Origin of the sequence: Streptomyces thermospinosisporus, assembly GCF_039526425.1 — a bacterium.
Classification (GTDB): Bacteria; Actinomycetota; Actinomycetes; order Streptomycetales; family Streptomycetaceae; genus Streptomyces; species Streptomyces thermocarboxydovorans.
This window is the reverse complement of the sequence record NZ_BAAAIZ010000041.1, coordinates 168,835-189,857: the sequence shown is the minus strand read 5'-3', so window position 1 is coordinate 189,857 and position 21,023 is coordinate 168,835. Positions and strand designations below refer to the sequence as shown.

The following is a 21,023-nucleotide window of genomic DNA, read 5'->3' as shown; positions in this document are numbered from 1 at the left end:
GGATGCCCCGCCCGGCGGGCCGCGCGAGGCTCAGTCCTCACCTTCCTCGGCCGACGGCCCCCGCGAGGCTCAGTCCTCACCTTCCTCGGCCGACGGCCCCCGCGAGGCTCACTCCTCCCCCTCCTCGCGGTGCTTCTTCTCCTCCCCCTCCTCGCGGTGCTTCTTCTCCTCCCCCTCCTCGCGGTGCTTCTTCTCCTCCCCCTCCTCGCGGTGCTTCTTCTCCCCCTTCCGCTTCTCCCCCTCCCGCTTCTCCCCGCTCCACCTCTCCCCGTTCCGGGCGTGGATGTTCTTGGCGGAGTGGCCGCGCAGGCGAGAGGTGACGTCGTCCGGCGGGAGGAAGCGCGACCAGCGCTCGGGGAACTCGGAGGGCATGTCGGGGTCGGACTCGCCGAGCGCGGCGGTGCGGGCGACGTACTCGGCGACCTGGGCCTGGCGCATGCGCTCGTTGGCCTCGCGGGCGGCGGCCGTGGCGGCGGCCGGCCAGACGCGGTCGATGGCGGCGTTGACCGCGGCCCCGACCAGCACCGCGAACGCGGACACACCGATCCACAGCAGCACGGCGACCGGCGCGGCGAGGGAGCCGTAGATGGTGGGGCCCTCGACGGTGTTGGTGAGGTACAGGCGCAGCAGGAAGCTGCCGAACACCCACATGGCAAGGGCCACCAGCGCGCCCGGCACGTCCTCGATCCACGGTGAGCGCACCGGCACGGACACGTGGTACAGCGTGGTGAGGAAGGCGATGGACAGCAGGATCACGACCGGCCAGTAGAGGACCTGCACCACGGTCGTGGACCACGGCACGATCCGGACCACCGCGTCCGGGCCCGCCACCATCAGCGGCAGCGCCACCGAACCGATCAGCAGCGCCACGATGAACAGCAGGAAGGCCAGCAGGCGGGTCTTGACGATGCCGCGCACCCCGTCGAGGCCGTACATGACGGTGATGGTGTCGATGAAGACGTTCACCGCGCGGGAGCCCGACCACAGGGCGAACAGGAAACCGACGGAGATGATGTCGGGCCGGCCGCCCTCTATCACGTCGCGCAGGATCGGCTCGGCGATCTGGGACACGCCCCGGTCCGACAGGACGGTGCGGGAGGCGTCGAGCAGATTGCGCTGCAGGCTCTGGATGGTCTCGGCGCCGGTCCAGGCGTCGACGTAGCCGAGCAGTCCGATCACGCTGAGCAGCAGCGGAGGCACCGACAGCAGGGTGAAGAAGGCGGCCTCGGCGGCGAGGCCGAGGATGCGGTACTCGATGCAGGAGTTGACGGTGTCCTTGAGCAGCAGCCAGGCGGTCCGGCGTTTGGAGACGTTCCGGTAGAGGGCCCGAGCGCGGTGGAGACGGCCGGAGGGGGTGTCGGGGTGTTCACTTGCCTGCTGCACGGACCAAAGGTATCCGTCGCGCCACGTCGCCCTCATCCGCAGGTCACCGGTGAGGTGGGCGCGGGCCGGGTAGGTTCGCAGACATGGCGCGCACCACCCACACCGTGACCAATCAGCCTCCGCCGCTCGTCCAGTACGACGTCTTCACCACCGATCGGGCACTGGTGGAGGCCGTGGAGCGGCATCTGGACCCGGCGGTGACGGAGGAGGGCCTGGCCGAGCTGTCGGCGCTGGGCCGCACCTCCGGCTCCGCGCAGGTGCAGGAATGGGCGGCGCAGGCGAACGCCTGCCCGCCGCGGCTGCGCACCCACGACCGGTACGGCCACCGGATCGACGAGGTCGACTTCCATCCGGCCTGGCACCGGCTGCTCGGCAAGGGGGTCGGGGCCGGGCTGACCACGGCCTGGGACCGGCCCGGGGGCCATGTGCGGCGGGCGGCGGCGTTCGTGGTGTGGACGCAGGCCGAGGCGGGCAACGGCTGCCCGCTGTCGATGACCCACGCGGCCGTGCCCGCCCTGCGCACGGATCCCGCCCTGGCCGCCGAGTGGGAGCCGCGGCTGACGTCCCGGATCTACGACCGCGGCCTGCGCCCGGCGCGCGAGAAGGCCGGCGTGCTGTTCGGGATGGGCATGACGGAGAAGCAGGGCGGCAGCGACGTCCGCGCCAACACCACGGTGGCGCGGCCGCTCGCCGAGGACGGCGCCTACGAGCTGACCGGGCACAAGTGGTTCTGCTCGGCGCCGATGTCGGACGGCTTCCTGGTGCTGGCGCAGGCGCCGGACGGGCTCACCTGCTTCCTGGTGCCGCGGGTGCTGGAGGACGGCTCGCGCAATGTGTTCCTCATCCAGCGGCTCAAGGACAAGCTGGGCAACCGGTCCAACGCCTCCGCCGAGGTCGAGTTCGACGGCACCTGGGCGCGCCGGGTCGGCGAGGAGGGCCGCGGGGTGCGCACCATCATCGGGATGGTCGCGGCGACCCGCCTGGACTGCGTCCTCGGCTCGGCGGGCCTGATGCGGCAGGCCGTGGCGCAGGCCATCCACCACTGCACCCACCGGGAGGCGTTCGGGGCGAAGCTGGCCGACAAGCCGCTGATGCGCAATGTGCTGGCCGACCTCGCCCTGGAGTCGGAGGCGGCGACCACGCTGGCGCTGCGCCTTGCCGCCGCGTACGACGACGGCGGGGAGCAGGAGCGGGCGCTGCTGCGGATCGCGGTGCCGGCGGCGAAGTACTGGGTGACCAAGCGGTGCGCGCCGCTGGTGGTGGAGGCCGCGGAGTGTCTGGGCGGGAACGGCTATGTGGAGGAGTCGGGCCTGCCGCGCCTGGTCCGCGAGTCGCCGCTGAACTCGGTGTGGGAGGGGGCGGGCAATGTGCAGGCCCTGGATGTGCTGCGGGCCCTCACCCGTGAGCCCGCGTCCCTCGACGCGTATCTGCGGGAGGTCGGCCAGGCCCGTGGCGCGGACCACCGTCTGGACGCGGCGATCAGGGATCTGCTGACCGACCTCGCCGATCTGCGGGGTATGGAGGCCCGGGCGCGGCGGCTGACGGAACGCCTGGCGCTGGTGCTGCAGGGTTCCCTGCTGGTGCGCTTCGCGCCGCCGGAGGTGGCCGACGCGTTCTGCGCCTCCCGTCTGGGCAGCGACGCGGGTCTGGCGTTCGGGACGCTGCCGCACACGCTGGATCTGGCGTCGGTGGTCGACCGGGCCCGCCCGGTGAACTGAACGGCCGGTCAGCCGAGTCGGGAGCGGACGGGCCTCAGGGGCCTGTCGTCACCGGGTTCCTCAGGGGGCCTTCGTCACGGGTCTTCAGAGGGCCTGTCGATACGGGTCGCGGATCGCCTCGGGGGTTGCGGACCGCCTCGGGGCGCGGGGAGCCGGGCCCGAGCCGTGACGCGCTTCCGTGCGCCTGCGCTCGTCGGGCGGCCGCGCGCCCGGCGCGACGGCGCACGGGAACGGCAGGGGTGATGCTGCGCCGACACGGCACCACCCCTGCCGTACTGGCCCCTTGACGAGCCGTGAACGCCGCTCGGGGACGGCGTCGCTCAAGTTTCAAGCACCGCGCGGCGTACCGCCAGGGTTGCAAGGGGTTGCAACTTGCTGCTGACTGTGTCCGTGCTGTGCGCTTTCGCCCCGGGCACACGGCAGTATGGACGCACTGCACTGTGGACGGATCGCAGGTGACGGATCCCAGGGGGAGGACCCGTGGCGCTCTCGCCGATGGACGTGACGCAGCTGGCCGCGGTCGACGCGCCGCGCGCCGCGCGGGTGCTGGACGAGGTCCGCTCCGCCAAGCTGTCCGGGCAGCCGGCCCCCGTGCCGCCCCGCCCGGTGATCGAGCAGTCCTGGGAGCGGATGCTGCGCAGCGGGGTCGACCCGGAGCACGACTTCCGGTCCGGCCTGCTGCCGCGCGAGGAGGTGCAGCGGCGGCGGGAGAGGTCGGCGCTGCGGCATGTGCTGCCGGTGCTGCGCGAAAGTCTGCTGCCGGTCGCGGACGTCGCCCGCCACATCATGGTGGTGGCCGACGAGGAGGGCCGGGTGCTGTGGCGGGAGGGCAGTGCGCCGGTGCTGCGCAAGGCCGACGGCCTCGGCTTCGAGCTGGGCGCCGACTGGCGGGAGGACGTGGTCGGCACCAACGGCATCGGCACCCCGGCAGTGGCCCGGCGCCCGGTGCAGGTGTTCGCCTCGGAGCACTTCGTCCGCTCGCACACCAGCTGGACCTGCGCCGGGGCGCCCATCACCGACCCCCGCGACGGGCGGCTGCTCGGTGTGGTGGACGTCAGCGGCCCGCTGGAGACGATGCACCCGGCCACGCTGTCCTGGGTCGGATCGGTCGCCAAGCTCGCCGAGGCGCGGCTGCGGGAGATGCACCTTCAGTCGCTGGAGCGGCTGCGGGCCGTGGCGGCCCCGGTGCTGGCCCGGATCGAGGGGCGGGCGATGGTGGTGGACCGGCACGGCTGGACGGCCACGGTGACCGGGATGCCGTACACCGAGCGGGTCTCGCTGCCCAAGTCCCCGTCGGCGGGGACGCGGTGGCTGCCGGCGCTGGGGAGGTGCTCGCTGGAGCCGCTGGCAGGCGGCTGGCTGGTGCGGGCGGCGGACGAGCCGGTGACGGAAGGGCAGGCCCGGATCGTGCTGGACCTGCGGGCGCCGCGCCGCTGGACGGTGGAGGTGTCCGGCGGTGCCGGGTCCTGGACGCGGGAGCTGAGCCCGCGCCACGCGGAGCTGCTGTATCTGCTGGCGGTGCACCGCACGGGCCGCAGCGCGGCCGGTCTCGCCGAGGACGTCTTCGGCGACCGGGCCCGGACGGTGACGGTCCGTGCGGAGATGTCCCGGGTGCGGCGCTATCTGGGCGGCTTCCTGGAGCACCGCCCGTACCGCTTCGCGGACCACGCCGACGTGGAGGTGCTGCTTCCCGACGACCCCCGTGATCTGCTGCCGCACTCGACGTCCCCGGCGCTGGGCAGGGGCTGGAAGGGCACGACAGGTCCCTGAGGGAAGCGGTGGATCCCTCGAGGGCCGGGCGGGCCCCCGAAGGCAGCGGCGGGTTCCCCAGGACCGGGCGGGCCCCCGAAGGCAGCGGCGGGTTCCCCAGGACCGGGCGGGCCCCCGAAGGCAGCGGCGGGTTCCCCAGGACCGGGCAGGCCCCCGAAGGCAGCGGCGGGTTCCCCAGACCGGGCAGGCCCCCGAAGGCAGCGGCGGGTTCCCCAGGACCGGGCGGGCCCCCGAAGGCAGCGGCGAGTTCCCCAGGACCGGGCGGGACAGGCGGGCCGTTGGTTGCCGTTGTGCATATTTCCAGGGTCTTCGTCCCCTTCGGCGCCCCGCTGCCGTAGCATCCCCCTACGGGCCGCCACCCCACCTGCGCCCCGGTCAACCCGCGGACCGGCGGACGCAGTTGGCTCGCCTCGGGAGGACGTCATGAAGCATCGGGGCCGACATCGCCGACGCCGGCGCGGCAGAGCGCTGCGTGCCGTACTGGCCGGGACCGCCCTCGCGCTCACCGCGGCCGCCACCATGATCAGCGCCTCGCAGGCCACCGACGTCCGGGACCCGGGCGCGCTGAAACCGCTCACCGGGCCCGCGGACACCGAACCGCTGCGGCTGACCGAGGAACCCGTGCCGCAGCAGTGGCTGGACCGGCTCTCCGACGAGATGGGCCGCCCCGTCGGCGTCACCACCGTGCTGGAGGACAGCGACGGCTCGCTGCGCCAGGGACGGGACTGCCCCGAGCAGGACCGGAAGGCGCTGCCGGTGGAGCCGGCCGCCACCCTTGCGTACTGCTTCGGCGTCGCGGACACCACGGGGCTGCGGCCCGGCGGCGTCACCACCTCCGGTGACGCGGACGACGACGGCTACTGGGGCGCCCACCGGGTGATCCTCTCCGGCTGGACCGAGAACGCCGGGGCGCCGGACGGGCGCAGCCTCGCCCGGGTCGCCGTGGTCGACGCCGACGACCTCAGCTACGCCTGGGCGCTGCTCGCCGTCCCGGCGGAGGGCGGGCGCGACTACCGCCCGCTGGGCTCACCGGTGTCCGGGATGGTCTGGTACCAGGACAAGCTGCTGGTGACGGCCGGGCCCGGAGACGACCGCGTGCTGTACGTGTACGACGTGGGCCGGATCCAGCGGGCCACGGTGGACGGCCCCTGGGTGGGCCGGGTGCCGGGCGGCTGGTCCGCGGCCGGGGCGCGGTACGTCCTGCCCGCCGTGGCCTCCTACCGGGCGGAGCCCGGTGCCGCCGCACCGCGGCCGGGCGGCATCTCCCTGGACCGCAGCACCGCACCGGACAGCCTGGTGACGTACGAGGCGCGGCGGGACGGCGAGGGGACGACCCGGCTGTGGCGCTACGACTTCAGCGGCGACCCGGAGCGGACGGGCCTGCTCGCCACGGACTCGGTGCTGCGCGCGAAGGCGGCGGAGGCGTACGAGACACGGCTTGACGACGTGCACGGTGTGCTGTCGTACCGGTCGGACTGGTATCTGAGCGGGGCCGGCACAGAAGCGGACGAGCGGGGCACGCTGTGGCGGCAGGACACCGAGGGGGCGCGGCCCACCCGGTGCGGGCCGGACGAGACGCTCCGCTGCTGGAGCGGCCCGCCGGCGCCGCTGGCGCTGTGGCAGTCGACCGGCGAGGTCTGGGCCCGGTCCGGCCGCACGCTGTTCGCCTTCCCGCTGACCTCGGTGGACCGTACCTGACCGAGATGGGCCGCACCTGACCCCGGTGAGACCGCCCCTGACCTCGGCGGGCCGCGCCCAGGGCTGACGCGGCCCCTCCCGCCCTCCCCGTGGGATCAGGCGTTCGACACGGGTGTGTGCCGGATGGTTCCCTTTCGGCATGACGAGCATCGTTGTGACCACCTGGTCCCTGGAGCAGACCGCCCCCACCGATCTCGTGCCGGCCGCCGAGCCGGACGGGGACGTGCGGATCGTGCGCTCCGAGGTGCCCTCGCCCGAGTTCAGCCGGTTCCTGTACACCTCGGTCGGCGGCGACATCCGCTGGACGGACCGGCTGGGCTGGACGTACCAGCAGTGGCTGGAGCAGCTGGACCGGCCGGGCGTGGAGACCTGGGTGGCCTACGACCGGGGCACGCCCGCGGGCTATGTGGAGCTCGAGGCGCAGGACGACGGCAATGTGGAGATCGTCTACTTCGGGCTGATCCCCGCCTTCCGCGGGCGGCGCATCGGCGGCCATCTGCTGTCCTACGGCACCGCGCGCGCCTGGGACCTGGCCGAGCGGTGGCCCGGGCTCAAGCCGACCAGGCGGGTGTGGCTGCACACCTGCAGCAAGGACGGCGAATACGCGATGGACAACTACCTGCGCCGGGGCTTCCGGCTGTTCGACACCAGGACCGAGGAGGAACCGGAGGTCGCCACTCCGGGTCCGTGGCCGGGGGCATACCCCGCCTGACCTGCCCCGACAAGACCGCCTGCGCGGCTTGTGACCAAGGACACCCTTGTCTCGACTTGCGGGACAGGGGTGTCCGCATCCTGGACAAAGGTGGACTGTGTCCAGATCGCCATGACACGCTTCCGCCATGCCTGGAACTGGGATCGCCTTGGTGAGTCGGCGGCACGTCGACCTCGGCCGCATGTCCAGCGCCATCTGTCCGGCGCGCTGAGACCACCTCCAGCATCTCCCGGCACCCTCTCCCGCTTTCCCCCGCGCAATGACGCGCGAATCTGCCCGCGCGCCCGAACAGCGCTGGTCAGAGCCGCTTTCCCGCCTGTCCCGAAGGACGTATCAACCATGGCCGCCACCCCGCAGAAGCCTGCCGCCGCGCAGAAGCCTGCCACCGCGACTCCCCGCCGCAAGGCGAGCCGTCACCGCGGTGAGGGCCAGTGGGCCGCGGGCCACTTCACCCCGCTCAACGGCAACGAGCAGGTGAAGAAGGACGACGACGGTCTCAATGTGCGGACACGCATTGAGACGATCTACTCCAAGCGGGGTTTCGACTCCATCGACCCCGCCGATCTGCGCGGCCGGATGCGCTGGTGGGGCCTTTACACCCAGCGCAAGCCCGGTATCGACGGCGGCAAGACCGCGATCCTGGAGCCCGAGGAGCTGGACGACCGCTACTTCATGCTGCGGGTGCGCATCGACGGCGGCGCGCTGACCACGCAGCAGCTGCGGGTCATCGGTGAGATCTCCCAGGAGTTCGCGCGCGGCACCGCCGACATCACCGACCGTCAGAACGTCCAGTACCACTGGATCCGTATCGAGGACGTGCCCGAGATCTGGGACCGGCTGGAGAGCGTCGGCCTGTCCACCGTCACCGCCTGCGGCGACACCCCGCGCGTGATGCTCGGCTCGCCGGTCGCCGGCATCGCCGAGGACGAGATCATCGACGGCACGCCGGCGCTGGAGGAGATGAAGCGCCGGGTCCTGGGCAACAAGGCCTATTCGAACCTCCCCCGGAAGTTCAAGACCGCGATCTCCGGCTCGCCGTCGCTGGACGTGGTGCACGAGATCAACGACGTCGCCTTCGTCGGCGTCCGGCACCCCGAGCACGGCCCCGGCTTCGACCTGTGGGTCGGCGGCGGTCTGTCCACCAACCCCAAGCTGGGCGTGCGGCTGGGCGCCTGGGTGCCGCTGGAGGACGTCCCGGACGTCTACGAGGGCGTACTGTCGATCTTCCGCGACTACGGCTACCGCCGGCTGCGCAACCGGGCGCGGCTGAAGTTCCTGGTCGCCGACTGGGGCGCGGAGAAGTTCCGTCAGGTGCTGGAGGACGAGTACCTGGGGCGCAAGCTGATCGACGGCCCGGCGCCCGAGGAGCCCGTGTCCCGCTGGCGCGACCACATCGGTGTGCACCGGCAGAAGGACGGCCGCTACTACGTCGGTTTCGCCCCGCGCGTCGGCCGGGTGGACGGCACCACCCTCACCAAGATCGCCGACCTGGCGGAGGCGCACGGCTCGAGCCGGGTGCGCACCACGGTCGAGCAGAAGATGATCATCCTGGACGTGGCGGAGGACCGGGTCGACTCGCTGCTCGACGCCCTGGAGGCGCTGGACCTCAGCGCCAAGCCGTCCCCGTTCCGGCGCGGCACCATGGCCTGCACCGGCATCGAGTTCTGCAAGCTCGCCATCGTCGAGACCAAGGCGCGCGGCGCCTCGCTCATCGACGAACTGGAGCGCCGCCTGCCGGACTTCGACGAGCCGATCACCATCAACCTCAACGGCTGCCCCAACGCCTGCGCCCGTATCCAGGTGGCGGACATCGGTCTCAAGGGCCAGCTGGTCCTCAACGAACAGGGCGAGCAGGTCGAGGGCTACCAGGTGCACCTCGGCGGCGCGCTCGGCCTGCAGCCGGGCTTCGGCCGCAAGGTGCGCGGCCTGAAGGTCACCGCGGCGGAGCTGCCCGACTACATCGAGCGGGTCCTCAAGCGCTTCCAGGCGGAGCGCGAGGAGGGCGAGCGGTTCGCCTCGTGGGTGAGCCGGGCCTCCGAGGAGGCCCTGTCATGAGCGAGCGCGCGGCGCCCTTCTACTGCCCGTACTGCGGCGACGAGGACCTGCGGCCCAGCGAGGCCGCCGACGGCGGCCACGGCGCCTGGGAGTGCGGGGCCTGCAACCGAGCTTTTCGGCTGAAGTTCCTCGGGCTGCTGAGCCGGGGTCTTGGGCGATCCGACACGGGAGGGGACCGGATATGACGGCCGTTCAGGAACATCGCGGCACCGAGGAGCTGAAGGCGCTCGCCGAGCAGGCGGGCCAGGACCTTGAGGACGCCTCCGCGCTGGAGATCCTCCAGTGGGCCGCCGAGACGTTCGGCAAGCGCTTCTGCGTGACCTCCTCGATGGAGGACGCGGTGGTCGCCCACCTCGCCTCGCGCGCCCTGCCCGGCGTCGACGTGGTGTTCCTCGACACCGGCTACCACTTCCCCGAGACCATCGGCACCCGGGACGCGGTCGCGGCCGTGATGGACGTCAACGTCATCACGCTGACCCCGCGGCAGACCGTCGCCGAGCAGGACGCCGAGTACGGCCCCAAGCTGCACGACCGGGACCCCGACCTGTGCTGCAAGCTGCGCAAGGTGCAGCCGCTCGAGGAGGGCCTGAAGGGCTACCAGGCATGGGCGACCGGCCTGCGCCGCGACGAGTCCCCGACCCGGGCGGACACCCCGGTCGTCGGCTGGGACGAGAAGCGGCAGAAGGTCAAGATCTCCCCCATCGCCCGCTGGACCCAGGACGACGTGGACGCCTACGTCGCCGAGCACGGCGTACTGACCAACCCGCTGCTGATGGACGGCTACGCCTCCGTCGGCTGCGCGCCCTGCACCCGCCGGGTGCTGGAGGGCGAGGACCCGCGCGCCGGACGCTGGGCGGGCCGCGCCAAGACCGAGTGCGGACTGCACGGCTGACCCATGACGACCACCGAGCTTCAGGAGAACCACGTGACGACCGGAGCCACCGTCTGGCTCACGGGTCTGCCGAGCGCCGGCAAGACCACCATCGCGTACGAGCTGGCCGGCCGGCTGCGTGAACAGGGCCGCCGCGTCGAGGTGCTCGACGGCGACGAGATCCGCGAGTTCCTCTCCGCGGGCCTCGGTTTCAGCCGCGAGGACCGGCACACCAATGTGCAGCGCATCGGCTTCGTCGCCGAACTGCTCGCCCGCAACGGCGTCGTGGCGCTGGTGCCGGTGATCGCGCCGTACGCGGACAGCCGGGACGCGGTGCGCAAGCGCCACGAGGCGAACGGGACGCCGTACGTGGAGGTGCATGTGGCGACCCCGGTCGAGGTGTGCTCCGTCCGCGACGTCAAGGGCCTGTACGCCAAGCAGGCCGCCGGTGAACTCACCGGCCTGACCGGGGTGGACGACCCCTACGAGGAGCCCGAGACACCCGACCTGCGCATCGAGTCGCAGCACCAGACGGTGCAGGAGTCCGCGGCGTCGGTGTACGCGCTGCTGAGCGAGAGGGGACTGGCATGACGACCGTCGCTACGGTCACCGAGGACACCGAGAGCCCGTATGCGCTCTCCCACCTGGACGCGCTGGAGTCCGAGGCGGTGCACATCTTCCGCGAGGTGGCGGGCGAGTTCGAGAACCCGGTGATCCTCTTCTCCGGCGGCAAGGACTCCATCGTCATGCTGCACCTGGCGCGGAAGGCGTTCGCCCCGGCGGCGGTGCCGTTCTCGCTGCTGCACGTGGACACCGGGCACAACTTCCCCGAGGTCATCGACTACCGGGACCGCACCGTCGCCAGGCACGGCCTGCGCCTGCATGTGGCCTCCGTGCAGGACTACATCGACCGGGGTGTGCTCAAGGAGCGCCCGGACGGCACCCGCAACCCGCTGCAGACGCTGCCGCTGACGGAGAAGATCCAGAGCGAGAAGTTCGACGCCGTCTTCGGCGGCGGCCGCCGCGACGAGGAGAAGGCCCGCGCCAAGGAGCGGGTGTTCTCGCTGCGGGACGAGTTCTCCCAGTGGGACCCGCGCCGGCAGCGCCCGGAGCTGTGGAACCTGTACAACGGCCGGCACGCCCCCGGCGAGCATGTGCGCGTGTTCCCGCTGTCCAACTGGACCGAGCTGGACGTGTGGCAGTACATCGCCCGCGAGCACATCGAGCTGCCGGAGATCTACTTCGCGCACGAGCGTGAGGTGTTCAAGCGCAACGGGATGTGGCTGACCGCGGGCGAGTGGGGCGGCCCGGAGGAGGGCGAGGTCGTCGAGAAGCGGCTGGTGCGCTACCGGACCGTGGGCGACATGTCCTGCACCGGCGCGGTGGACTCCGACGCCGACACGATCGAGAAGGTGATCACCGAGATCGCCGCCTCCCGGCTGACCGAACGCGGCGCCACCCGCGCCGACGACAAGCTGTCCGAGGCCGCGATGGAGGACCGCAAGCGCGAGGGGTACTTCTAGACATGAGCACCACCACGACCGAGGCTCTCTCGGCCACCACTCTGCTGCGGTTCGCCACCGCCGGGTCCGTCGACGACGGCAAGTCCACGCTGGTCGGGCGGCTGCTGCACGACTCCAAGTCGGTCCTCGCCGACCAGCTGGAGGCCGTGGAGCGCGCCTCGCTCAGCCGCGGCCAGGAGGGCCCCGACCTCGCACTGCTCACCGACGGCCTGCGCGCCGAGCGGGAGCAGGGCATCACCATCGACGTCGCCTACCGCTACTTCGCCACCCCCCGCCGCCGGTTCATCCTCGCCGACACCCCCGGCCATGTGCAGTACACCCGGAACATGGTCACCGGCGCCTCCACCGCCGAGCTGACGGTGATCCTGGTCGACGCCCGCAACGGTGTCGTCGAGCAGACCCGCCGGCACGCCGCGATCGCCGCGCTGCTGCGGGTGCCGCACGTCGTCCTCGCGGTCAACAAGATGGACCTGGTGGGCTACCAGGAGCCTGTGTTCGCGGCCATCGCCGAGGAGTTCACCGCCTACGCCACCGAGCTGGGCGTGCCCGAGGTCACCGCCATCCCGATCTCCGCCCTGGCCGGCGACAACGTGGTGGAGCCGTCCGCGCACATGGACTGGTACGGCGGCCCCACCGTGCTGGAGCACCTGGAGACCGTGCCGGTCAGCCACGACCTGGCGCACTGCCACGCCCGGCTGCCCGTGCAGTACGTGATCCGCCCGCGGACCGCCGAGCACCCCGACTACCGCGGCTACGCCGGCCAGATCGCCGCCGGCACCTTCCGGGTGGGCGACGAGGTGACGGTGCTGCCGTCCGGGCGGTCGACCACGATCACCGGGATCGACCTGCTGGGCAAGCCCGTCGACATCGCCTGGACGCCGCAGTCGGTGACGCTGCTGCTCGCCGACGACATCGACATCTCCCGCGGCGACCTGATCGTCCCCAGCAAGGACGCCCCGGCGACCACGCAGGACCTCGAGGCGACGGTGTGCCATGTCGCCGACGAGCCGCTGACCGTCGGCCACCGGGTGCTGATCAAGCACGGCACGCGCACGGTGAAGGCGATCGTCAAGGACATCCCGTCCCGGCTGACGCTGGACGACCTGTCGCTGCACCCGCACCCGGGGAAGCTGGTCGCCAACGACATCGGCCGGGTGAAGATCCGCACCGCCGAGCCGCTGCCCGCGGACTCCTACTCGGACTCGCGGCGCACCGGTTCGTTCATCCTGATCGACCCGAACGACGGCACCACGCTCACCGCGGGCATGGTCGGCGAGTCGTTCGCGGCCCCGGAGCCGGTCAAGGACGAGGCCGAGGACGACGGGTGGGACTTCTGAGCATGCATCCGGCCGGCTACCGCGACTACTTCGCCACGTTCGCCAAGGAGGGCGGGCGTGTCGGCAGCGGTGCCCTGGGGTGGGGGTCCCCCCGAACGGAGTTCGGGGGAGGGCAGGGCGGGGTGGCCCGATGTGCGCGATGAGCCGCGCGGGCCGTCCCGGCCCGCGCACACCCCACCGCCGTAGACGAAAACCTGCCGACTCCCGGCCGCGTACCGACGCCGGTACGTGACCGCCGGGCCTGGCGAGAGGAATCCCTCCGTGCCTGCCACCACCGCCCTGCGCCGCATCCTCGCGGTGCTGGCCGTGCTGCCGCTGTCCGCCCTGGCCGCCTGCGGCTACGGGTCCCAGGCGAAGGACAACGGCCGCGCCGCGATCGCCGCCGGCGCCGAGAAGATTGACGGTCTCGACGCGGTGCGGATCGGCCACTTCGGCAACCTCACCCACGGCACCGCCCTGGTGGGCAAGAACAAGGGCTTCTTCCAGAAGGCGCTGGGCGCGACCGAGGCACGCTACGCGGTGTTCAACGCCGGCCCCTCGCAGATCGAGGCGCTCAACTCCGGCTCCATCGACATCGGCTGGATCGGCCCCTCCCCCGCGATCAACGGTTACGTCAAGTCGCACGGCACCAACCTGCGCATCATCGGCGGCTCGGCGTCGGGCGGGGTGAAGCTCGTCGTCGACCCCGGCAAGGTGAAGTCGCTCAAGGACGTCAAGGGCAAGCGGATCGCGACCCCGCAGCTCGGCAACACGCAGGACGTGGCGTTCCTCAACTGGGCGTCCCAGCAGGGCTGGGACGTCGACCCGCTCAGCGGCAAGGGCGACGTCACCGTCGTCCGCAGCGACAACAAGGTCACCCCCGACGCCTTCCGGTCCGGGTCCGTCGACGGGGCCTGGGTGCCGGAGCCCACCGCGTCCAAGCTGGTCGCCGAGGGCGGCAAGGTGCTCCTCGACGAGGCCTCGCTGTGGCCGGACGAGAAGTTCGTCATCACCAACATCGTGGTCCGGCAGGAGTTCCTGAAGGAGCACCCGAAGGCCGTCGAGGCGGTGCTGAGGGCCTCCCTGGAGACCAACCGCTGGATCAACGCCCACCCGGAGCAGGCCAAGGCCGCCGCCAACGAGCAGCTGGCCGCCGACGCCGGCAAGGCACTGCCGGACGAGGTGCTGGACCCGGCGTGGAAGTCGATCCGGTTCACCGACGACCCGCTGGCCCCGACCCTCGGCCGGCAGGCCGGCCACGCCGTCGAGGCCGGCCTGCTCGAGCAGCCGGACCTCACCGGCATCTACGACCTCACGCTCCTCAACAAGCTCCTCGAGGCTGAGGGCGAACCCCCATTCGACGACGCCGGCCTCGGTGCCGGACAGCCCGCATCCCCGAAGAGTCCCAGGAGGTGACGACCATGGCCACCACGCTCGCCAAGGCCGACGGCGGTCAGCGGACCGAGGTCTCGCACGCCGCGCGCATCGAGCACATCTCCAAGTCGTTCGACGGACCGGCCGGCCGCCAGCTCGTGCTGGACGACATCAGCCTCGATGTCGCACCTGGCGAGTTCGTGACCCTGCTGGGTGCCTCCGGCTGCGGCAAGTCCACGCTGCTGAACCTGGTCGCGGGACTGGACCGGCCCAGCGCCGGCACCATCACCACCGACGGCCGCCCTGCGCTGATGTTCCAGGAACACGCCCTCTTTCCCTGGCTGACCGCGGGCAAGAACATCGAACTCGCGCTGAAGCTGCGGGGCGTGCCGAAGTCCGAGCGGCGCGAACGCGCCGAGGAGCTGCTGGAGCTGGTGCGGCTCAAGGGCGCGCACCGCAAGCGGGTGCACGAGCTGTCCGGCGGCATGCGCCAGCGGGTCGCCATGGCGCGGGCGCTGGCCCAGGAGAGCAAGCTGCTGCTGATGGACGAGCCGTTCGCGGCGCTGGACGCCATCACCCGCGACGTGCTGCACGACGAGCTGACCCGCATCTGGCGCGAGACCCAGCTGTCGGTGCTGTTCGTGACGCACAACGTGCGCGAGGCCGTCCGGCTCGCCCAGCGCGTGGTGCTGCTGTCGTCCCGGCCGGGCCGGATCGCCCGCGAATGGCGGGTGGACATCCCGCATCCGCGCCGCATCGAGGACACCGCGGTCGCGGAGCTGTCCGTCGAGATCACCGAAGAACTCCGGGGGGAGATCCGCCGCCATGGCCAGCACTGAGACCACCACCCAGGACCCCAGGGACGTCAAGGACGTCAAGAGCACCGGTGACGCCTCGGACCTCGCCGGTCTGGAGGCGGGCCTGGACGCCCTGGAGACCGTGCAGACCCGGCGCAAGCCGCTGCGGCAGACCTTCACCGAGAAGATCCTGCCGCCGGTCGTCGCCATCGCCCTGGTGCTGGCGGTGTGGCAGGCGCTGATCTCCTTCAAGGTCGTCGACGACCCGACCAAGCTGCCCTCGCCCGGCGCGGTGTGGGAGGTGCTGCGCCAGGCGTGGCTCCAGGGCGAGCTGCTCGGCTACATCTGGACCAGCGTCTCGCGCGGCCTGCTCGGCTTCTGCTTCGCGCTGCTCATCGGCACCCCGCTCGGCCTGCTGGTGGCCCGGGTGAAGGTGGTGCGGGCGGCGATCGGGCCGATCCTCACCGGCCTGCAGTCCCTGCCGTCGGTCGCCTGGGTTCCCCCCGCGGTGATCTGGCTCGGCCTGAACAACCAGATGATGTACGCGGTGATCCTGCTCGGCGCGGTCCCGTCCATCGCCAACGGCCTGGTCTCCGGCGTCGACCAGGTGCCGCCGCTGTTCCTGCGTGCTGGGCGTACCCTGGGCGCCACCGGCCTGAAGGGCACCTGGCACATCGTCCTGCCCGCCGCGCTGCCCGGCTATGTGGGCGGCCTGAAGCAGGGCTGGGCGTTCTCCTGGCGCTCCCTGATGGCCGCGGAGATCATCGCCTCCTTCCCCGACCTGGGCATCGGCCTCGGCCAGCTGCTGGAGAACGGCCGCAACGCCAGCGACATGGCCATGGTCTTCGAGGCCATCCTGCTCATCCTCACCGTCGGCATCGCCATCGACCTGCTGATCTTCAGCCCGCTGGAGCGGTGGGTGCTGCGCAGCCGCGGCCTGCTGGTGAAGAGCTGATGCCGATGCAGCCGGTCCTCGTCGTCATCGCCCACGGCAGCCGCGACCCGCGGCATGCCGCGACCGTGCACGCCCTGGTGCGCCGGGTCCGCGAGCTGCGGCCCGGGCTGCGCGTGGAGACCGGCTTCCTGGACTTCAACGTGCCCTCGGTGCAGGGCGTGCTGGAATCCCTGGCGGCCGAGGGCGTCCGTGACGTGGTCGCCCTCCCGCTGCTGCTGACCCGCGCCTTCCACGCGAAGGCCGACATCCCGGCCGTCCTGGCCGAGGCCCCCGCCCGGCTGCGTATCCGCCAGGCGGACGTCCTCGGCCCCTCCCCGCTGCTGCTCGCGGCGCTGGAGCGCCGGCTGTACGAGGCGGGCCTGAGCCCCGCCGACAAGTCCTCGACCGGGGTCGTGCTGGCCTCGGCGGGATCCACAGACCCGGAGGCGATCGCAGTGATCGCAGAAATCGCGCGGGAGTGGCGGCACACCGGTTGGTGCGCCGTGCGGCCTGCGTTCGCCTCCGCATCTCTTCCCCGCACCGAGGACGCGGTGCGCGAACTGCGCGCGCTGGGCTGCGAGCGGGTCGCCGTCGCCCCGTACGTCCTCGCCCCCGGCTTCCTCCCGGACCGCATCGCCCGCGGCGCCGCCGAGGCCGACGTCCTCGCCGACGTCCTGGGCCCGGCCCCGGAGGTGGCCCGCCTGCTGCTGGCCCGCTACGAGGAGGCGCGGGCGCCGATGCTTACGGCGATCGGGGCGTGAGGGGCGCGGCGGCGCCCGCCGCTGCATCTCCCCTGCATCTCCCATTGCATCTTCCCTGCGCAGGCTGCCCGTTGTGCTCACCGTTGCGCTGTCCGTGAGCGGTTGATCGGGTAGCGTCGGGAGGACCACACCGAGGTGCGGGGCTCGGGTGCTGTGCCGACTGACGTGCGCAGGAGAGCTGTTGGAACGATCAGCCCAGCACCGGGGTGCGCCTGCGGTGGCTCTGCTGTCGATCGGGGTCGGCAGCTTCGACGACGGCGGCAGTGGGAACCGGAGGGCGGACGCTGGACCCCTCTGCCTGGCGGCCAATTCGCGCGCGACGTCGCCTTCGGGTCCGACGGCCGACTGGTGGTGCGGGAGGCGTTCGGCCGGCTGTCAGTGCGCTCCGCGGAGGATATGTCCCAGGGAACGGAGATCCATCTGAACGACGCGGCAGACGGTCTGGCACTCGGCGCCGACGGGTCCGTCCTTGCACTCAGAGGCAGAAGGTCATTGCTTCTCGTCGAGATGGGGTCAGCCCGTGTAGTCAGCAGATTCCCGGTCGGCGGTTCCAGGGCGTCGGCAGTGGCCGTGCATCCGGTCACCGGCGTGCTGGTCAGCGGGCACAGCGACGGGCACCTGCGGGTGTGGCCGCGTTCCGCCGCGTCGACACACGAACCGACCTGGCACGTTTCACACTTGACCGTGTCGTCGCCGCCTCGGACGGCCGTTTTCTCGTCGCCTTCGACAGGGAACAGGAGATACTGCGGCTGATCGACCCTGGCAGCGGTGCGACACACTGGCGAGCCGGCCCCACGACGAGACCAGACTTCGTGGCCGTCCCCAAGGGGGAACTGGGGCGTGTCTTCAGCGGAGTCGAGGAGCTGCCCGACATCAGCATCGCGCCGCTCTGGCCGCACAGCGTCCTCGACTATCTGAAGCACCCGTCGGTGATCGGTGCCCTTTTCACGCGATGACGCGCTGACGCGCGCCCTCTCCCCCCTCCAAAAGCCGGCTGCCGGCCTCAGTCGAAGGACAGCTTGCCGGTGCGGGTGCGCTTGAGTTCGAAGATGTCGGGGTGGGTGGCCAGGGTGCGGACGCTGTCGAACAGGCGGGCCGCCTCCTCGCCGCGCGGGATGGCGCGGAGGACGGGGCCGAACCACACGGTGCCGTCGATGTGCAGGGTGGGCGTGCCGACGTAGCCGCCCGAGTCGGGTTCCACGCCCGCCTCGTGGCTGCGGCGCACCGCCTCGTCGTAGGCGGGGTCGTGCGCGGCGGCCGCGAGGCCGGCGGGGAGGCCCAGTTCGGCGAGGGACTCGGCGATCACCGTGTCGAAGTCGTCCTCCATGCCGCGCACATGGATACGGGTGCCCATGGCCGTGTACAGGTCGCGCAGCACCTTCTCGCCGTGCGCCTCGGCGGCGGCCACCGCCACCCGCACCGGGCCGATGGAGCGGTCGACCAGGTCCCGGTACCAGTCGGGCAGGTCGTTGCCGAGGTTGTGCAGGTAGAGGCTCATCACGCGGAAGCGGAGGTCGAGGGGGCGCTGCCGTTCCACCTCCAGCAGCCAGCGGGAGGTGATCCAGGCGAACGGGCAGGCGGGGTCGAAGAAGCAGTCGACCCGGGTGGGTGCGGAAGTGGGTGCGGCAGAGGCTGCGGTGGCTCCGGTGACTTCGGTGGCTTCGGTCATGGGTCGACCGTATGCGGGAAGCGGCCTGACCTCCTGGTCCATTTCCGTGTGCTTCGACTGGGCCAATCCGCTGGGGCAATCCGCTGGGCCGATCCGCCCTTCACAGGGCGGCGAGCAGCGCGTCGAGGGGTGCCGGCACGCGTCCGGGGTCGAGGGCCTCGACCAGGACGCGGCCGTAGCGGATCTTGCGCCCCTTCTTGGTGCCGATGAAGCGCCGGAACTGCTGCTGCGGGTCGCGGCCCTGCTGGGCGGGCTGGCGCAGGAAGGTGCGCAGCGGGCGCAGTTCGCCCTGCTCCCGGACCAGGTCCTCGACCCGGGCCACGCCGAGGGCGCGAATCAGCTCGTCCTCCAGGTCGGCGGCGCAGACGTGGATGGCATCCGGTGCCGCACCCGCCCGCTCGAAGCCGCGGACGTAGTAGGGGCGCTCGGCGACGTCGCACAGACCGGCGAGGCTCAGGCCCAGGCCGGCCGGGCCGAGGAGCCCGGCGTAGCGGCCGACGCTCATCGCTCCGTCGATGGAGAGGACGCAGATGCCCTCGGCGGCGAGGTCACGGCCGCGGCGCTCGGCCAGTGCGTCCACGGCGGCGAGGTCGCTCCGCCCTTCGAGCAGGACCACCGTCTCGACGGCGAGCCGCCCGGCCAGTTCCCGCGCCTGTTCACCGGTGCCGCCCGCCGCCCAGGCGGTGACCGCGTCCCGGAACGCCCCCAAGTCCGTCATGTGCCGAGTCTCGGCCAGTTCCGGCCCCGGCGCGAGGGAGTTTCCGCCGGGCGGCGCCGGTCACTCCGACCCCGTTGAGCCTTCTCAGTCCGTGTCGGTGTCGAAGAGCGTCCCCTGGTGGAAGTAGAGGCGCCAGCCGGTGTCGGTGCGGCGCCACAGGGAGCTGCGGTGGGCGCGGCGGCCCTCGGCGTCGGTGTCGTACGTGACGTGGACGACGTCCGGGGCGAGTTGCACCGCCCGCATGCCGGACACCTTGATGGGGTCGGCCTCCTCCGGCTCCTCGGCGAGGAGGGCGAGCATGGTGGCGCGGTCCCAGACGCGGCCGGAGGCGCCGAACTCGTGGAAGTCGGGGTGCAGCAGGACCGCCGCGCGCTCGGGGTCGCGGCGCACCTCGGGATCGAGCAGCAGCAGTTCGCCCTTGACGGCGGCGTCCACGCTGCTGCCGGCGGCGCCCTCCGTGCCCTCGCTGTCCTCTGTGCTTGCCGTCTCCTCAGTCACCGGTCATCTCCACGAGCTTGGTCACGGTGTTCCAATTGCGGGTGGTGGCAATCAGCCCCTTGGTGTAGCGGGGGCGGGCCAGGGCCTCGGCGAGCTTGGAGCGGCCCAGGCCGCCGGGTGTGTGGAGGTAGATCACGCGGTCGCCGATGCGGAACTCCTCCGGCAGGAACGCCTGCTGATCGATGTCGGCGAAGCGGCCGGGGTCGGCGGGCTCGGAGAGGTAGGTGGCGTGCAGCTGCTTGGCCTCCAGCTCGGCCGCCGGGAAGGGGCAGTCACGGACGACCGCCGCCAGGTACGCGTGGTCGCGCACGATCACGTCCACGGTGAAGCCGAACTGCCGCTCGATCGCCGCGGCGAGCTCCTCGGCCAGCGACTCCTCGTCGCCGTGCGAGGCGGTGAACACGGCTTGGCCGCTCTGCAGATAGGTGCGGACCCCGGTGTACCCCAGGCCCTCCATCAGGGTGCGCAGCTCGGCCATCGGGAGTTTTCTGCTGCCGCCCACGTTGATCCCGCGCAGCAGGGCCGCGTATGTCGTCGCCATGGCAGAAGACTAGGGCCTGTCTTTCGGATCTTGTCGCCTCCGGTGGCGGTGCCCTTGCAGCAGCCCCGAGCGGGGTCTGGTGCGTGCAGCTGCAAGGCGGAGGAGGGCGCCGATGCGATGGGGGTCCCTCCCGCGCGAGCGCAGCCGAGCGTGGGGGAATCGGCAACCGACGACAACGCCGCAGATGCGCGTGCCAGACCCCGCGACCCGCGGCAAGATCCGAAAGGCAGGCACTAGGTCGGCCGCCGTGCCCCGTGGGGGCGGGCACGACGGCCGGGTCCGCGGATGAGCGGACATGCTCGAAACTCTGGCGGAACGCCACGGCGCGAGCAACCGGTACACGCGCCTCGCCATACACCTGTGACTTATTCAACAAACCTTCGAAATGACAAACCCTGAACAACGTCCCCGAGAGACCTCAATAGATGTAAGGGGCCGATGTCCTCCCGAGTGGGGAGATGCCGACGGACGAACGGAGGAGCCGCGGGGCCGCAGCTTCACCAAAGAGCACGACGAGATGGCCGGATCGGGCCCATACCTTCACAAGCGAGGGTGGCGGCAGGGGGTCGCTGCCGCACCGCGCGACGAGGCGCCGCAGGCGGCGGCACGCCCGCTGGCGAAGGACGACGAGGGGGAACCGGTGCGGGTGTGACCGACCCGGCAGGAGAACGCCCGGCAGGGGAGG

Annotated in this window: 21 protein-coding genes; 16 read left to right on the top strand and 5 right to left on the bottom strand. The window is 71.9% G+C overall.

Translation table 11 applies throughout. The features are described 5' to 3' along the window. Positions 1-108: 108 nt before the first annotated feature. The gene (locus ABD207_RS15930; protein ID WP_344013545.1) at positions 109-1,383 is read right to left on the bottom strand and encodes a YhjD/YihY/BrkB family envelope integrity protein; all 1,275 of its coding nucleotides are present in this window, start codon (positions 1,381-1,383) and stop codon (positions 109-111) included. A gap of 83 nt (positions 1,384-1,466) precedes the next feature. Between ABD207_RS15930 and ABD207_RS15925 the strand changes: the two genes are divergently transcribed. From ABD207_RS15925 to ABD207_RS15850, 16 genes are all read left to right on the top strand, one after another. Then, entirely contained in the window at positions 1,467-3,101 is a 1,635-nt protein-coding gene (locus tag ABD207_RS15925) for an acyl-CoA dehydrogenase family protein (RefSeq protein ID WP_344013543.1), read from the top strand. 495 nt (positions 3,102-3,596) lie between these two features. Further along, on the top strand, positions 3,597-4,871 hold the full coding sequence (locus ABD207_RS15920) for a GAF domain-containing protein (protein ID WP_344013626.1): 1,275 nt from the start codon (positions 3,597-3,599) through the stop codon (positions 4,869-4,871). Positions 4,872-5,294: 423 nt separating this feature from the next. Beyond that, positions 5,295-6,569 carry a hypothetical protein gene (locus ABD207_RS15915; protein WP_344013540.1) on the top strand — a complete coding sequence of 425 codons (1,275 nt, stop codon included), beginning with the start codon at positions 5,295-5,297 and terminating at the stop codon, positions 6,567-6,569. Between the two features lie 139 nt (positions 6,570-6,708). Continuing rightward, entirely contained in the window at positions 6,709-7,281 is a 573-nt protein-coding gene (locus tag ABD207_RS15910) for a GNAT family N-acetyltransferase (protein ID WP_344013538.1), read from the top strand. Between the two features lie 127 nt (positions 7,282-7,408). Further along, the gene (locus ABD207_RS15905) at positions 7,409-7,492 is read left to right on the top strand and encodes a putative leader peptide (RefSeq protein WP_310887545.1); all 84 of its coding nucleotides are present in this window, start codon (positions 7,409-7,411) and stop codon (positions 7,490-7,492) included. 128 nt (positions 7,493-7,620) lie between these two features. After that, on the top strand, positions 7,621-9,336 hold the full coding sequence (locus ABD207_RS15900) for a nitrite/sulfite reductase (protein WP_344013536.1): 1,716 nt from the start codon (positions 7,621-7,623) through the stop codon (positions 9,334-9,336). Then, positions 9,333-9,521, top strand: coding sequence for a hypothetical protein (locus tag ABD207_RS15895; RefSeq protein WP_344003038.1), 189 nt, complete (start codon positions 9,333-9,335; stop codon positions 9,519-9,521). Before ABD207_RS15900 ends, ABD207_RS15895 begins: the two co-directional genes overlap by 4 nt. Then, entirely contained in the window at positions 9,518-10,228 is a 711-nt protein-coding gene (locus tag ABD207_RS15890; protein ID WP_344013534.1) for a phosphoadenylyl-sulfate reductase, read from the top strand. Before ABD207_RS15895 ends, ABD207_RS15890 begins: the two co-directional genes overlap by 4 nt. 33 nt (positions 10,229-10,261) lie before the next feature. Beyond that, positions 10,262-10,798: an adenylyl-sulfate kinase gene (gene cysC / locus ABD207_RS15885; RefSeq protein ID WP_425580509.1), complete on the top strand. Its 537-nt coding sequence runs from the start codon at positions 10,262-10,264 to the stop codon at positions 10,796-10,798. Beyond that, positions 10,795-11,730 carry a sulfate adenylyltransferase subunit CysD gene (gene cysD, locus ABD207_RS15880; RefSeq protein WP_344003029.1) on the top strand — a complete coding sequence of 312 codons (936 nt, stop codon included), beginning with the start codon at positions 10,795-10,797 and terminating at the stop codon, positions 11,728-11,730. Before cysC ends, cysD begins: the two co-directional genes overlap by 4 nt. Before the next feature lie 2 nt (positions 11,731-11,732). Continuing rightward, the gene (locus ABD207_RS15875; protein WP_344013532.1) at positions 11,733-13,067 is read left to right on the top strand and encodes a sulfate adenylyltransferase subunit 1; all 1,335 of its coding nucleotides are present in this window, start codon (positions 11,733-11,735) and stop codon (positions 13,065-13,067) included. 261 nt (positions 13,068-13,328) lie between these two features. Beyond that, positions 13,329-14,462 (top strand): aliphatic sulfonate ABC transporter substrate-binding protein, encoded by a 1,134-nt coding sequence (locus ABD207_RS15870; RefSeq protein WP_344013530.1) that lies wholly within the window; start codon positions 13,329-13,331, stop codon positions 14,460-14,462. A 5-nt stretch (positions 14,463-14,467) separates the two neighbouring features. Continuing rightward, positions 14,468-15,259 carry an ABC transporter ATP-binding protein gene (locus ABD207_RS15865; RefSeq protein WP_344013528.1) on the top strand — a complete coding sequence of 264 codons (792 nt, stop codon included), beginning with the start codon at positions 14,468-14,470 and terminating at the stop codon, positions 15,257-15,259. Next, positions 15,246-16,172, top strand: coding sequence for an ABC transporter permease (locus ABD207_RS15860; protein WP_344013526.1), 927 nt, complete (start codon positions 15,246-15,248; stop codon positions 16,170-16,172). The genes ABD207_RS15865 and ABD207_RS15860 overlap by 14 nt, the downstream gene beginning before the upstream one ends. After that, complete coding sequence (locus tag ABD207_RS15855) at positions 16,172-16,912, top strand: sirohydrochlorin chelatase (protein WP_344013524.1); 741 nt, start codon at positions 16,172-16,174, stop codon at positions 16,910-16,912. Before ABD207_RS15860 ends, ABD207_RS15855 begins: the two co-directional genes overlap by 1 nt. A gap of 626 nt (positions 16,913-17,538) precedes the next feature. Then, positions 17,539-17,868, top strand: a complete 330-nt coding sequence (locus ABD207_RS15850; protein WP_344013523.1) for a hypothetical protein — start codon at positions 17,539-17,541, stop codon at positions 17,866-17,868. A 47-nt stretch (positions 17,869-17,915) separates the two neighbouring features. Here ABD207_RS15850 and ABD207_RS15845 read toward each other — a convergent pair whose 3' ends face one another. The 4 genes from ABD207_RS15845 to ABD207_RS15830 all read right to left on the bottom strand — a co-directional run bounded on the left by ABD207_RS15845 (position 17,916) and on the right by ABD207_RS15830 (position 20,338). After that, positions 17,916-18,581 (bottom strand): DsbA family protein, encoded by a 666-nt coding sequence (locus tag ABD207_RS15845; protein ID WP_344013522.1) that lies wholly within the window; start codon positions 18,579-18,581, stop codon positions 17,916-17,918. A gap of 100 nt (positions 18,582-18,681) precedes the next feature. Beyond that, positions 18,682-19,299: a TOPRIM nucleotidyl transferase/hydrolase domain-containing protein gene (locus ABD207_RS15840; protein ID WP_344013520.1), complete on the bottom strand. Its 618-nt coding sequence runs from the start codon at positions 19,297-19,299 to the stop codon at positions 18,682-18,684. 84 nt (positions 19,300-19,383) lie between these two features. Then, on the bottom strand, positions 19,384-19,797 hold the full coding sequence (locus ABD207_RS15835; RefSeq protein ID WP_344013518.1) for a nuclear transport factor 2 family protein: 414 nt from the start codon (positions 19,795-19,797) through the stop codon (positions 19,384-19,386). Beyond that, positions 19,790-20,338, bottom strand: coding sequence for a DUF1697 domain-containing protein (locus ABD207_RS15830; protein ID WP_344013516.1), 549 nt, complete (start codon positions 20,336-20,338; stop codon positions 19,790-19,792). The genes ABD207_RS15835 and ABD207_RS15830 overlap by 8 nt, the downstream gene beginning before the upstream one ends. Positions 20,339-21,023 lie beyond the last annotated feature (685 nt).

Coding starts and splice junctions, on each gene's coding strand:
- ABD207_RS15830 (WP_344013516.1), bottom strand. CDS start 20,338: ATGGCGACGACATACGCGGCCCTGCTGCGCGGGATCAACGTGGGCGGC.
- ABD207_RS15840 (WP_344013520.1), bottom strand. CDS start 19,299: ATGACGGACTTGGGGGCGTTCCGGGACGCGGTCACCGCCTGGGCGGCG.
- ABD207_RS15900 (WP_344013536.1), top strand. CDS start 7,621: ATGGCCGCCACCCCGCAGAAGCCTGCCGCCGCGCAGAAGCCTGCCACC.
- ABD207_RS15920 (WP_344013626.1), top strand. CDS start 3,597: ATGGACGTGACGCAGCTGGCCGCGGTCGACGCGCCGCGCGCCGCGCGG.
- ABD207_RS15890 (WP_344013534.1), top strand. CDS start 9,518: ATGACGGCCGTTCAGGAACATCGCGGCACCGAGGAGCTGAAGGCGCTC.
- ABD207_RS15905 (WP_310887545.1), top strand. CDS start 7,409: ATGCCTGGAACTGGGATCGCCTTGGTGAGTCGGCGGCACGTCGACCTC.
- ABD207_RS15860 (WP_344013526.1), top strand. CDS start 15,246: ATGGCCAGCACTGAGACCACCACCCAGGACCCCAGGGACGTCAAGGAC.
- ABD207_RS15855 (WP_344013524.1), top strand. CDS start 16,172: ATGCCGATGCAGCCGGTCCTCGTCGTCATCGCCCACGGCAGCCGCGAC.
- ABD207_RS15895 (WP_344003038.1), top strand. CDS start 9,333: ATGAGCGAGCGCGCGGCGCCCTTCTACTGCCCGTACTGCGGCGACGAG.
- ABD207_RS15925 (WP_344013543.1), top strand. CDS start 1,467: ATGGCGCGCACCACCCACACCGTGACCAATCAGCCTCCGCCGCTCGTC.
- ABD207_RS15915 (WP_344013540.1), top strand. CDS start 5,295: ATGAAGCATCGGGGCCGACATCGCCGACGCCGGCGCGGCAGAGCGCTG.
- ABD207_RS15875 (WP_344013532.1), top strand. CDS start 11,733: ATGAGCACCACCACGACCGAGGCTCTCTCGGCCACCACTCTGCTGCGG.
- ABD207_RS15845 (WP_344013522.1), bottom strand. CDS start 18,581: ATGACCGAAGCCACCGAAGTCACCGGAGCCACCGCAGCCTCTGCCGCA.
- ABD207_RS15910 (WP_344013538.1), top strand. CDS start 6,709: ATGACGAGCATCGTTGTGACCACCTGGTCCCTGGAGCAGACCGCCCCC.
- cysD (WP_344003029.1), top strand. CDS start 10,795: ATGACGACCGTCGCTACGGTCACCGAGGACACCGAGAGCCCGTATGCG.
- ABD207_RS15865 (WP_344013528.1), top strand. CDS start 14,468: ATGGCCACCACGCTCGCCAAGGCCGACGGCGGTCAGCGGACCGAGGTC.